The sequence below is a fragment of the Candidatus Accumulibacter phosphatis genome, assembly GCF_000024165.1.
GTDB classification, from domain to species: Bacteria; Pseudomonadota; Gammaproteobacteria; order Burkholderiales; family Rhodocyclaceae; genus Accumulibacter; species Accumulibacter phosphatis.
The window spans coordinates 1,657,959-1,670,425 of the sequence record NC_013194.1; the positions used below are offsets into that span (position 1 = coordinate 1,657,959).

At 61.6% G+C, this 12,467-nt stretch carries 11 protein-coding genes and 2 pseudogenes; 9 read left to right on the top strand and 4 right to left on the bottom strand.

Annotated elements, in window-relative coordinates; genetic code table 11:
• Positions 1-38: 38 nt before the first annotated feature.
• Together CAP2UW1_RS07300 and CAP2UW1_RS07305 are read right to left on the bottom strand one after the other, a co-directional pair.
• A pseudogene (locus CAP2UW1_RS07300) lies at positions 39-842 on the bottom strand (IS1595 family transposase); the annotation flags it as partial.
• A 91-nt stretch (positions 843-933) separates the two neighbouring features.
• Positions 934-2,394, bottom strand: a complete 1,461-nt coding sequence (locus CAP2UW1_RS07305; protein WP_015766001.1) for a lipopolysaccharide biosynthesis protein — start codon at positions 2,392-2,394, stop codon at positions 934-936.
• Between the two features lie 165 nt (positions 2,395-2,559).
• Between CAP2UW1_RS07305 and CAP2UW1_RS07310 the strand changes: the two genes are divergently transcribed.
• A complete protein-coding gene (locus tag CAP2UW1_RS07310; protein WP_015766002.1) occupies positions 2,560-2,994 on the top strand; it encodes a hypothetical protein in 435 nt (144 codons plus the stop codon).
• Positions 2,995-2,999: 5 nt separating this feature from the next.
• On the opposite strand, the pseudogene CAP2UW1_RS26345 reads toward CAP2UW1_RS07310, so the two are convergent.
• Positions 3,000-3,128, bottom strand: a pseudogene (locus CAP2UW1_RS26345) (IS1595 family transposase); the annotation flags it as partial.
• 89 nt (positions 3,129-3,217) lie between these two features.
• Between CAP2UW1_RS26345 and CAP2UW1_RS07320 the strand changes: the two are divergent.
• Positions 3,218-4,353 (top strand): IS3 family transposase gene (locus CAP2UW1_RS07320; protein ID WP_085953040.1). Its coding sequence is split into 2 segments (ribosomal slippage): positions 3,218-3,476 and positions 3,476-4,353, totalling 1,137 coding nucleotides; the frame shifts between segments, so codons are not numbered across the junction.
• 406 nt (positions 4,354-4,759) lie between these two features.
• The gene (locus CAP2UW1_RS07325; protein ID WP_015766005.1) at positions 4,760-5,788 is read left to right on the top strand and encodes an IS1595 family transposase; all 1,029 of its coding nucleotides are present in this window, start codon (positions 4,760-4,762) and stop codon (positions 5,786-5,788) included.
• 5 nt (positions 5,789-5,793) lie between these two features.
• On the opposite strand, the gene CAP2UW1_RS07330 is transcribed toward CAP2UW1_RS07325, so the two are convergent.
• On the bottom strand, positions 5,794-6,228 hold the full coding sequence (locus CAP2UW1_RS07330; RefSeq protein WP_015766006.1) for a hypothetical protein: 435 nt from the start codon (positions 6,226-6,228) through the stop codon (positions 5,794-5,796).
• 588 nt (positions 6,229-6,816) lie between these two features.
• Here CAP2UW1_RS07330 and CAP2UW1_RS07335 point away from each other — a divergent pair.
• The 6 genes from CAP2UW1_RS07335 (at position 6,817) to CAP2UW1_RS07360 (ending at position 12,431) form a co-directional block, all read left to right on the top strand.
• The gene (locus CAP2UW1_RS07335; RefSeq protein WP_015766007.1) at positions 6,817-7,587 is read left to right on the top strand and encodes a tetratricopeptide repeat protein; all 771 of its coding nucleotides are present in this window, start codon (positions 6,817-6,819) and stop codon (positions 7,585-7,587) included.
• Between the two features lie 284 nt (positions 7,588-7,871).
• Positions 7,872-9,218, top strand: coding sequence for an FAD-binding protein (locus tag CAP2UW1_RS07340; protein WP_015766008.1), 1,347 nt, complete (start codon positions 7,872-7,874; stop codon positions 9,216-9,218).
• Positions 9,215-9,952, top strand: a complete 738-nt coding sequence (locus tag CAP2UW1_RS07345; RefSeq protein WP_015766009.1) for an SDR family oxidoreductase — start codon at positions 9,215-9,217, stop codon at positions 9,950-9,952. The genes CAP2UW1_RS07340 and CAP2UW1_RS07345 overlap by 4 nt, the downstream gene beginning before the upstream one ends.
• Positions 9,953-10,573, top strand: a complete 621-nt coding sequence (locus CAP2UW1_RS07350) for an HAD-IB family hydrolase (protein ID WP_015766010.1) — start codon at positions 9,953-9,955, stop codon at positions 10,571-10,573.
• Positions 10,570-11,442, top strand: coding sequence for a decaprenyl-phosphate phosphoribosyltransferase (locus CAP2UW1_RS07355; protein WP_015766011.1), 873 nt, complete (start codon positions 10,570-10,572; stop codon positions 11,440-11,442). The genes CAP2UW1_RS07350 and CAP2UW1_RS07355 overlap by 4 nt, the downstream gene beginning before the upstream one ends.
• 5 nt (positions 11,443-11,447) lie before the next feature.
• Positions 11,448-12,431, top strand: coding sequence for a lysylphosphatidylglycerol synthase transmembrane domain-containing protein (locus CAP2UW1_RS07360; protein WP_015766012.1), 984 nt, complete (start codon positions 11,448-11,450; stop codon positions 12,429-12,431).
• Positions 12,432-12,467: the final 36 nt, after the last annotated feature.

A 12,467-nucleotide genomic window follows, 5' to 3' on the forward strand; every position in this document is an offset into this window, starting at 1 on the left:
TCATGCAGCAGGCGCAACCTACCCCACCCGAACGGATTGCGAAAGGCAAGCGCGTGGTAGCAACCCGAAAGGCTGGTCTTGAGGTTGCGCAAGACCGTGTTGACCCACTTGAACTCTGGCAGGTCTTTGGGCTTTCGCCCGGCGACGACGGTCGGCTGATGAACGCAGCCGGCGTCGGTGACGGTGTTGAAGCAAGCCAGACCATCCGACAGCACCGTCGATCCCGGTGCGAGGTTGCTCTTGGCCCACTCGGCAATTGCCTTCAGGGTAAAACCGGGAATCAGCGTGAGTTTGGCACGCAGGGGGTGGCCTTCATCGCTGAACGAAACCGCGGCCACGAACGGGACTTTGTCCTCAGAACCCCGCCCTGCCTTGCCGCCCGTTCGTTCGCCGCACAGGTAAGCGTCATCGACCTGCACCTGGCCATTTAGCACATAGCGTTCTTCCCGCTGCTCCATCGCCCGCATCAGCTTGTGGTGGATAAGCCAGGCAGTGGGATAACTCACTCCCAGATACCGCTTCAGAGCCAGCGCCGACAGACCCGTCTTGGCCTGGCTGATGAGGTAGATCGCCAGGAACCACACGGTCAGCGGCAGCTTGGTGCCCTGAAACACCGTTCCGGCGATCAGCGAGGTTTGATGCCGACAGGCGTTGCACTGAAACACTTTGCACGACCCCCCGCGCAGCACACAGTGCGCCCGCTCACCGCAGCGCGGACAGGAAAACCCGTTCGGCCAACGTGCCGCCTCCAAGGCTGCTGCGAACTGCGACTCGCTTCCGAAGCGCTGGGTGAACTCCGGCATCGACAACCCCGGTTGAAACTGGATTCGATTCATGGCCATGGCGCTGCTCTCCGTGTAGTGACGGAGTCCAGGCTAAGCCCCGCTGGGCTCACCAGATGCGCTCAGCTGACGCTCATTGCTAATTAGGTTCTCACTTGGATCGGTCCTGCCTAGCGCCGACCGGCAATCGTTTCCGCAATAGCCTGAGTTCGTTGGCGAAGGGGTGCTTAGTCAGCCAAACGGCGGCAAGGGCCGCCGTCAACGCCAGCACGCCTCCTGCCGCCAGTTGGCCGATGTACGGGGCCGTCAGTTGTTCTGCGATGAATACTCCGCTCAGCGCGCCAAGTACCGCGGTAGCCGTGATTCCACAGCCTGGCAGGCAGGCTTTCGCAACATCGCGACCGAGCAGGGTGATCGAGCCAGCCAAGAAGAAGAATGCCAATACCACATTCAAGATGCTTGTCACAACTAGGCCGTAGCAGATTGTCGAGAGGCCGAAAGGGGCGGCGGCGAGGATAATCAGTGTGCGCAAGACCTGCATGCTCACCTGCAGCAGGCTGGCTTTCCGGACCTCCGAGAGGGCCAGAAGCAGCTCCGTGGACATCAGGAGGACGAGGTCGATAGCCATCGCAAAGCAGAGAATACGCACCAAGGGCACCGTCGCGTCCCATTGGTCGCCATAGAGGACACGAATCACCGGTAAAGCCAGACACGCACAGACCGCGTAGAAGGGCCAGCCAATCGAGGTCGTCATCAGGACGGTCTTCAGGAAACCCTCGCTGACGTTGCCACCGTCTCGTCGCGTTGCCGCGAAATAGGGTAGGGCGACACTGTGGACGGCTGACATGACCGTGCGTACGAACAACTCCAGCAAGCCGCTGGCGCGGCTGAAGAAGCCTACATCCTCCATGCCGGAGGTGCGGCCAATGATCAGGTCGGGCGCGCTTCTGCCCAGTTGGCCAAAGACGTAGATGCCACTGGCGAACCCGCCAAACGCCAGGACTCCTCGGATTTCCTTGAGTCCCGGCCAGCGTGGCAACTCCGGCGGGCGCATGGCGAGAGTCATCGCCACCGTGATCGCGACGCCCAACAGGGATGAGTAAGCCATGCTCATATAACTGAAACCCGACATTCCCAAGGCCACTGCAGCAATGGAAGAAGCGACGCCGGCGACCATGGTGATGCGGAAGTTCGGAGCGAAGTTCATTTGCCTCCGAAAGTAGGCCATCGTGATGGCGCCGAAGGGAATCAGCAGAAAGTTGCAGGCCAGAACGCGCATGACGCTGCCGATTCCCGCTTGAGAATAGAATTCCCCGGCCACGAAACTGCCCCCAAACATCAACGCCGCCATGGTCCACGAGACCATGATATTGATCGCCAGCGCGGCACGGATCTTGTCGCGCGTAAGATTGGCTTCCTGAATAAGGTACTCGGCGACGCCAAAATCCCTGACCACGGAAGCCAGCGCGGCAAGCGATGCTGCGACCGAAAATATCCCTACTTCATCGGGCCGCAGGATGCGGGCGAGGACCATGGTGGTGGCGAGCTGTAGAACCATGAGAAGATAGTTCTGCGCCAGGGAGTAGTAAACGGACTTGCGGACAGAGCCCAAGCGAACGTCCTGTAGTGACGCGCCGCGCAAGCTGGGCGCTCTGCTAAGAGATGCGGGATGTTATCACAGACTGAGATTTAGCGGCATTATGGAGCAACCACCCCCAGCGCGTAGCCGTCGGCTCAGCCAAAATGCACTTGTTTTCGACGAACAGGAGCATTTTTCATGGCAGAGAGCCACGTGGTGACGGCCCTGGTAACCAAGCATGCCGAGATGGCCGGGCTTATCGAGCATCACAGGAAGGAAATGGGGCGACTGGCAGTTGATCTGGCCCACCTAGACGCGACCCTCAAGCTGTTTTCCCCGGAAATCGACCTGCGGACGCTCCGCGCCAAGGAGCACCGGACGCGGAACCGCTTCTTCCGGCCGGGGGAATGCCAGCGCATGGTTCTGGACATCTTCCGCGAGGCTCAGGGCGCGGCGCTGAGCAGCCGCCAGATCGGCGAAGCCCTGGCGGTACGCCAAGGCCTGGAATCCACCACGGTCATGATCGAGCAGATGCGGAAGAACGCCATTGCCGTCGTGCATCGCCTGGAGCGCACCGGCACTCTGATTCCCGCGGGCCGTGACGGACACGGCGCGACCTGGTCAGTCGCATGACACCCTTACAGCGCCAGGCTTTCCCCCAGCCGGTGGTTGCCCTGCCAGTACCCACACCAATCCCGGCTGACCAGGGCACGGGCGCACTTGCCGACGATATCCAGGAGAATGTGGCCGTTGCTCCAGCGCCGGGAGAGCGGGCCCCGGAAATTCGGACAGGAGGATAGGTGGTAGCCTTGCCCCCACGAACGGCTGCGTAAGCGGCCACACCAGGAGCAAGAGCATGGCAAGAAGGACGAGGCGGAACCACACACCGGCATTCAAGGCGCAAGTGGCAGTGGCGGCGCTGAAGAGCGACAAGACGCTAGCGGAGCTGGCGCAGCAGTATGACATTCACCCGAATCAGATCACGGACTGGAAGCGGCAACTGACGGAGCGTGCGGTCCAGGTTTTTGGTGACGCCAGCAGCCCCGCAAGCAGTGATCCGGACCTGACGAAACTGCACGCCAAGATCGGTCAGTTAGCGCTGGAAAACGATTTCTTAGAACATGCGCTCACCAAGGCGGGCCTGCTGAGCGCAAGACGATGATTGACCGCAACCACAAGCTCCCCGTATCGCATCAGTGCACCGTGCTTGGGCTTGCCCGTTCGAGCGCGTACTACACGCCACGTGAGGTCTCGCCGGCGGACCTGACCCTGATGCGGCGGATAGACGAGTTACATATCGAGCACCCGTTCGCCGGCACACGCATGTTGCGCGATCTTCTGCGCCCCGAGGGCTTCGAGGCCGGGCGCAAGCACATCGGCACCCTGATGGCGCGCATGGAGATCGAAGCCCTCTATCGGAAGCCCAACACCTCTCGTCGGCAGCGGGGTGATGAAATCCATCCGTATCTCCTGCGCGGCCTCGCGATCGAGCGGCCCAATCAGGCGTGGGCGGCGGACATCACCTACATCCCGATGCGCCGGGGCTTTCTCTACCTGTTCGCCGTGATCGACTGGTTCTCGCGGCGGGTCCTTGCCTGGCGGCTTTCCAACACCTTGACGACCGACTTCTGTCTGGACGCGGTGCGAGAAGCCATCCACCGCTACGGTCGCCCAGCGATCTTCAACACCGATCAGGGTTGTCAATTCACCAGCGGTGAGTTCACGGGGTTGCTCAAGATGCACCACATCCGGATCAACATGGACGGCAAGGGGTCCTGGCGGGACAACGTCTTTGTCGAACGTCTGTGGAAGAGTGTCAAGTACGAGGAGGTCTATCTCAAGGCCTATGACGGCGTCGCCGATGCGAAGGCCAACCTGGCCACGTATCTACGCTTCTACAACGAGCGACGACCCCATCGCTCCCTGGATGGCAAGACGCCGAACGTCGCCTACTTCGCGGCAATCGCGTCCGCAACCCGACCAGCGGCGTAAGGCATGAGGAAGGGACTCCGTGGATTTGTGGACGATGCGCTGTCGCGCACCGGGCCGCTTGCCGTGGAAAAGTCTGGCGACTTTCCCACCGCGCGTCCCTTCGCCCACAAGCTCCACCGAGCTCTATTCGTTTTGTATAAAATCCCGGAAGGTCAAAACCAACCGTATCACCGGTCAGTCGACCACAACTGGCAAGGTTCCACTTATCAAAGCACGTTTTCTGTCCAAACAAACGGGGCCACCTCTCTGCGCCTCAGTTGCCGAAAACCGCGGCATTATGGAGCAGCCACCCCACTCGTCCGCCGGGCTTGGCGGCGACGCCGCCCCTGTTCTTCTGGCGAGCTCATTCTGTGAGCCTCTAGCGCCCTACACTGCGGCTCATGACCCAACCCCATGAGCCCGTGCGATGAGTTTACATTTCCTCCTGAAAGCCAAAGCCCGTACCCTGTCCGTGGTTCAGGTCCTGGCGATGAGTGACGACGACGCGTTTACGCTGTTCCGCGGCTTGCGCTGGGGCGACGGGGAGAAAGTGGTCTGCCCACACTGCGGCATGGAGCATCGGCACTACTTTCGCCCGGCGCGCAAGATTTGGCGTTGTGCGGGCTGCCAGGAGGATTTTTCGGTCACGTCCGGAACGATTTTTGCCTTCCACAAGCTGCCGCTGCGCCTGTACCTGGCGGCCGTGATCCTGTTTACCAACGCCGTGAAGGGCATTTCCGCGCTGCAGGTGGGTCGCGACCTGGGCGTGTCCCACAAGACCGCCTACGTGCTGTTGCACAAGATCCGGGAGAGCCTGCTGGTGGACCGGGAGGAATCCGCCCTGCAGGGCGAGATACACGTGGATGGCGCGTATGTCGGCGGGAAGGTCCGGCCGGAGAACAAGAAGGAAGACCGGGTAGACCGGCGCCTGGCGGAGAATCAAGACCCGGACAAGCGCTGCATCCTGGTGAGGCGTCAGGCGCACACCGAGGCGGAGGTAGAGGCCGGCAACGCCGGGGCCAAGAAGACGCTGACCTTCATCGTCAAGAATGAGAACCAGGCCGACCTCGGCAAACTGGCGCCAGTCTACATCGCGCCAGGTTCGGTGATCTGTGCCGACGAATCGGACGCCTACGACCGGCTCCCTGCCAAGTACGCGGTTCGCCGGGTGAACCACGGCAAGGAGTACCGCGCCGATGACGGCACGACCAACAATCTGGCGGAATCGTATTTCTCCCGCTTCCGCCGTTTCCACATCGGCCAGATCCACAAGGCGGCTCCGAAGTACCTCGACAACTACGCCAACGAGATGGCCTACCGGGAAGACACCCGGCGCTGGAGCAACGGTGACATCTTCCGGGACATCCTCGGCAAGCGCACCCGTGCCCTGGTGAGTCGGGATTGGTGCGGGTACTGGCAGGGCAACCACCGACTGGGGGAAAGCCTGGCGGTGTGAAGGCGTCAGGCGACCGCCCAGGTGGCGCCGTGCCCGTCACGGCCGGCAGGGATCAGGGTGCCGGTACGCTCCAGGCGATGCACCACGCCAATGGCGTTCTTCCGCATCTGCTCGATCATGACGGTGGTCGGTTCCAGTCCCTGGCGTGCCACCAGCGCTTGGCCGATCTGGCGGCTGCTCAACGCCGCGCCTTGAGCCTCGCGGAAGATGTCCAGAACCAGGCGTTGGCATTCCCCCGGCCGGAAGAAACGGCTCCGCATCCGGTGGGCCTTGGCCCGGATCGTCCGCAGGTCGACTTCCGGGGAAAACAGCTTGAGGGTCGCGTCAAGGTGGGCCAGATCATCCGCCAGACGATCCATTTCCTTCTGATGATGCTCGATCAGCCCAGCCAGTTCGGCGCGCTTGCTGATCAGGGCCGTAACCACGTGGCTCTCCGCCATGAACAATGCTCCTGTTCGTTGAAAACAAGAGAATTTTCGCCGGGCTGAGCGTCAGCCGCTGGGGGTGGTGGCTCCATGATGCCGGGCTTGAGCGCCTATCCGTGGTATTTCCCACAGACCAATGGAGAATATTTTGGCAAAATATGATCTTGAGCCCAATCCACTCGATGAGCACTCAATGTGAAACAACCCTGCTTTCCGTCGCCAATAGACATCGCCGACGATGACGTCGCGATGCCAAGAAAAGAGCATGGCAGGATCGCTCAGGTGCCTCCGTCAGCACCACCCCTGGTGCCTCGAACTTTGGCTGGCGAGCAGACCGCGCCTTTGAATATTTCATGATACGGGGTGGCTACCTGTCCTGCAATGACCGTTAGACAGGGGCCGTGCGACGCACGCTGTCCGGTGGTATCGCGTTCGGCTCCAGTTCTGACGTTGCCAGTGCCGCCGCTGCGCTGGTTGCGTTTTCAACCTCGGGAGGGTCGTTTGGCCGTGGCCGACGGGGGCAGCTGTGGAGTTTGGGTGGTGGAAGGACTTGGGGCCGCCAGCATTGATCACTGCATTCAAGTACGAGGGAGTAGGCAAGGCATGCACGAGCGCAAGACGATGAAGACACGCCACATGGGAAGCCGGCTTCGGCTGGTTGCCGGAGTAGTACTGATGTGGGCATCAGGCCAGGCCTTCGCCATGTATGAGACGACCGATGCTGAACGGGCTGTGCTCCCAATATACTGCAAGGATACTCAGGGCTTCGCCGGCTACGGCGATAAATGGGGCAGCAATGCATCACCATTGGCGAAGAAGTGGGTGGCCCAAATGGGTGAGACGTTTTGGGCCATGCATCATTATTGTCGCGGTCTGGTCAATCGCAACAGGGCACTTCGGCCGGGAGTGCCGCCAAGGGAACGGAAGGTCCTCCTAGAAGGCGCAGCCGGTGAATACACCTACGTCTTGAACAATCTCAAAGACCCCAATTTCATACTGTTGCCGGAGATCTACACGCGCATCGGAGAGGCTCGACTCTTGGCCTCGGATCTAGGTGCTGCCGAGAAGGCGTTTTCACGGGCGCGGGCAATCAAACCGGACTACTGGCCCGCTTATTCCCATTGGGCGGAGCACCTGATGCAAACCGGCAGACAGGCGGAGGCCAAGCAATTGGTGAAGACTGGCCTGGAGCATGCCCCGCATGCGAAGATGCTAGTGGAGCTATATCGCCTGCTCGGGGGTAGGCATTCGGAGATCGTGCCGGTGGTCAAGAACTTGGTCCCCGGTAAGGCGGCCGATCAACAGCGGGCAACAACCGACCAGAACGCCGAGACCGACGAAGTGCCGATCGACAGCGATTCTCCGGACGAGTAACTGCCGCAGGGCACGAGCACGTAGTCCGCCAAGCACCGGCGCTGTCGGCGAGCGTCCTCTTGTTGCTCCTCGGTAGCCCACTAGACAAGAAGACAGGGGATCCAGACGCATGGTCGGTCAACAGGAGGTCACGGAGGTACGGACCGCTGCTGACGTCAGGCCCGGCACAATCGGGCCGCGCTTTGTGACATCCGCGGCGGCGCGATTTGCGTCATGGTCTGGTTGGCGACACGGGGGCAACGAGGTTTTGGGTGTTCGCTTGGGAGAGATGCGCTTTGACGACAATGATTGCACCCGTGGCCTCGTGGAACAATTATCCACGACAGGTCTGCACCCTGCATCGACCGGAGCGCTATCGGCAGTTCTCGCCGGACGTGGAATCGGGCATCGCCCGCGGTCTGGGACGGAGTTACGGCGACGCCGCCCTCAACGAGGGTGGGCATGTGTTTCTCAGCGAAAGGCTGAACCGAATCTCGGTCTTCGATCCGGAGCGTGGGGTGCTGCGCGCCGAGGCGGGCGTCAGCCTGGACGATCTGCTGCGCGTCATTGTGCCGCGTGGGTGGTTTCTCCCGGTGACTCCGGGGACACGCTTCGTTTCCCTCGGCGGTGCGGTGGCGTCCGACGTTCATGGCAAGAATCACCATTGCGATGGCTCCTTCGGCAACTACGTCAATTCCATCCACCTGGCGATACCGGGGGCTGGCCCGATCGATTGTTCGCCGACCGCGAATCCGGAGACGTTCTGGGCAACCGTGGGTGGAATGGGTCTGACCGGGTTCATCGGCGAAGTGGAATTGCAGTTGCGCCCGATTTCCAGCGCTTACGTGCAAGCCAGGCACTACGCGGCGACGAATCTCGAAGAACTGTTCCGTCACTTTTCCGACCCGGACCGCGATGCCCCCTACACCGTCGCCTGGATCGATTGTCTGTCCGCTGGCAAGCGATTGGGTCGCGGCGTACTCATGGCCGGGCATCATGCCGCGTGCGACGAACTGCCGGTCGAGGCCCGCGCCAAACCTTACGACTTGCCAGCAGGCAGGGCCTTGTCCGTGCCGGTCAACCTGCCGGCCTGGGTGCTCAACCCGACGTGTGTCAGCCTGTTCAACGGGGCCTACTTCGCTGCGCAAGCGCGCAAGCGTGCCCCTTTCATTGCCGATTATCGTTCCTTCTTCTACCCGCTGGACAACATCTCCCATTGGAACCGGATGTATGGGACGAGGGGGTTCGTTCAGTACCAGTGCGTCATCCCCGAAGCCGGCGCCTTCGATGCCATGCGCAAGCTGCTCGAGCGGATTGCCAGCAGTCGGCACGCGTCCTTCCTGGCCGTGCTGAAGCGCATGGGGCCGGCAGGAAACGGGATGCTCTCGTTCCCGATGCCCGGTTACACTCTCGCACTGGACCTCAGTTTGCGGGATCCCGATCTATTCAAGCTGCTCGATGCGCTGGATGAACTGGTCATTCAACACGGCGGGCGCGTGTATCTGGCGAAGGATGCCCGCCTGAGCGCGGCGTCGTTCCGGAGGATGTATCCACGTTACGAGGAATGGCTGACCGTCAAGAACAAACTGGATCCGCAGCACCGGATCACCTCGAGTCTGGCCCGACGCCTGGAGATTGGGGGCGCCGCATGAAAGGGTGGGTCTTGATTCTGGGGGCAACGTCCGCCATTGCGCGGGCGACGGCAAGCACCCTGGCGGCGGCAGGTTACCATCTGTGCCTGGCGGGCCGTGACATCGACGAACTGCAACGGGACGCCACCAATCTGGCTATCCGTTTCGGCAATCAGACCTGCCACCGCGAGTTCGATGTCGACCGTCTGGAGACGCACGGCGTATTCTTCTCCGAGGTACAGTCCCTCCCCGGCGGGATCGACGGCGTGGTGGTTGCCGTGGGCTACCTTGGCGATTCTCCGTCGTCACGCCATCAACCACAACTGCAGCGCGTGTTGCTGACCAATTTCGTCGGTCCCGCGGCGATTCTCGCTCTATGTGCGGATTACCTGGAGGAACGGCGAGCGGGATTCATCGTCGGCATTTCCTCCGTGGCGGGTGACCGGGGCAGGCAAAGCAATTATGTCTATGGGGCCGCCAAAGGCGGTTTCAGCATCTATCTGCAAGGACTGCGCAACCGCCTCTTCACTTCTGGGGTGACCGTGGTCGATGTGAAGCCGGGGTTTGTCGATACGCCGATGACCTACGGACTTCCCGGGATGTTCCTCGTTGCCAGCCCGGCTTACGTCGGCGAGCGCATTGTTCGCGCCGTCCTGGCGCGACGCGACGTCGTCTATGTTCCCTGGTTCTGGCGCTACATCATGTTGATCATTCGCCACATTCCAGAGAAGCTCTTCAAGCGACTGAAACTCTGAATGGATACCGGGAAGATTACCGTTGCCGCCTTCGACTTCGATGGCACACTCACCCGGCGAGACAGCCTCCTGCCGTTTCTCCTCTACGCCGCAGGGCCGGTCAATTTCGCCATCAAGATGACCAGGGCTTCACCGGCCCTGCTCGCTTACGCGGCCCGCCTGATGCGTAATGACGCGGCCAAGGAAAAGCTGTTGCGCACCTTCCTTCACCAGCGCCCACTGGCGGACATCGAGGCCATCGGCACACGCTTCGCCCGAGAGCGCGTGCCCGCCATGCTGCTGGACGATGCCTACGCCCGCTTCCTCTGGCACAAGCGGCAAGAGCATGTCTGCGTTCTGGTGAGTGCCTCCTTGGTCCACTACCTGGAACCGTGGGCGAAGTCGGTTGGTTTCGACCACGTGATCGGTTCGCAACTGGCCAGTGACGACAATGGACTGGTGTCGGGCCGGTTGGACGGCGGGAATTGCTACGGCGAACAGAAGGCCAGCCGACTGCGTGCGTGGCTGGGGGCCAGGGAGGCAATCATTCATGCCTACGGCGATAGCCGGGGTGACCGGGAAATGCTGGCGATGGCGGACCATCCGTATTACCGCACCATGCCGAAAGGTGAACGAAATTGAAAAAGCTGCTGGACCTGATCAAGCTGATGCGCCCGCATCAATGGGTGAAGAACTCCTTCGTGTTTACCGGCCTGATCTTTGGACATCTATGGGGCGATTCGGACCTCGTCCTGAAGGTCATTGGCGCGGCGCTTGGCTTCAGCCTGGTTTCGAGCAGCGTCTACACCCTCAACGACATCCTGGATCGCGCTGCCGATGCCGCGCATCCCACCAAGCGGAACCGGCCGCTGGCTGCGGGGCGGGTCAGTGTGACGGCGGCGGCGGCGCTCGGGATAGTGCTCATGGCGCTTGGCCTCGGTCTCGGTTGGTGGGTGTCGCCCGCGGCCCTGGCGATGCTTTTCGGCTATGGCGTGCTGAACATCGCCTACTCGGTGCATCTCAAGCATGTGGTCCTGATCGATGTGTTCATCATCGCCACTGGCTTCATGCTGCGAATCCTGGTGGGGACGGTGGGTGTGGGCATTCCGCCATCGCAATGGCTGGTGCTCTGTGGCGTGATGATCACCCTCTTTCTGGGGTTTTCCAAGCGCCGAGCCGAAGTGCTGACGCTCGGTGATGGACACTCTGCACATCGTCGCGTTCTCGAGCACTACAGCCCGGTGCTGCTGGACAAGATGATCGGCATCACCGCGTCGGGCGTCATCATGAGTTACAGCCTGTACACCATGAGTCCGGACACCATTCGCGTCCATCACACGGCCAACCTGATCTATACGGTTCCTTTCGTTATCTTCGGTGTGTTTCGCTACATCTACCTGCTGCATCATCAACACAAAGGGACGGATACCGCCCACGACATCGTGCGCGATGCCTGGTTGGGGGGCGCCGTGGCGTGCTGGCTTGCCGCGACGCTGATGCTGATTTCTTGACAACCATGAATTCAAAACTGTCCACTTTCCTGTCCGGCCGCAATCAGCACTGGCTGGTCTGGACCTCCGTGCTGAGCGGCCTGGCCTATCTCGGCGTGTCGGTATCGGGGGGCTGGCATGAGGTCTCGCATGCCTTTGGATTGGTGGGCGCCGGCGGCGTGGCGATCGCCCTGGTGTTGTCGCTGGTCAATTACCTGTTGCGGTTCGTGCGCTGGCAATACTTCCTGCGGCTTTTGGGGTGCGGCATCCCGAGTGGGGAGAGCCTGGTGATCTACCTGGCCGGATTCGGTCTGACGATCGTTCCCGGGAAGGCCGGCGAAGCCGTGCGCAGCCTGTTCCTGAGTAGCCGCGGAATGAGTTACCGGAGCAGCCTGGGGGCCTTTCTCGCAGAGAGGCTGTCCGACCTGCTCGGCGTGCTCATCCTCGCTTCCATCGGCTTCTGGGCCTTCGACTCGGCGCGCCCCGTGCTGGTTGGCCTGGGCCTCGTCGTCCTGACGGTGCTCCTGGTCCTGCGTCTTCCCACTTGGCGTGCCCGCGTGGGCGTGTGGGTTACGCGGCTTGTTCCAGGCCGCTTTCATGCGGGGCTGGAAGCTGTCGGCGGGGTCTTCGGACACGTTCAGACGTGTTTGCACGGCCGCCATCTCTTGCTCGGACTGGTGCTTTCAATCGCTGCCTGGGGCGCCGAGGCCTATGCCTTCTATCTTGTCCTGCAGTGGATGGAAGCGCCCATAGGCTGGCAGGCTGCCGTCTTCATCTATGCGTTTGCAATGCTCGTCGGCGCCATCAGCTTCTTGCCAGGTGGCTTGGGAGGCGTTGAAGCGACCATGGTCGGGCTGTTGATCCTGATCGGGTCAACTCAGCCATTGGCGCTGGCGGCTACCGTGATCATCCGCCTGACAACCCTTTGGTTCGCCGTTGCTCTGGGTCTGCTGGCACTGGTGGCGATGCTCAGGATCGACCAGGTGCCGGAGCAAAGCTCGGCACGTTAGCGCACGCGTGCGGCGTCTGGCCGCTTCGCGCTTCCC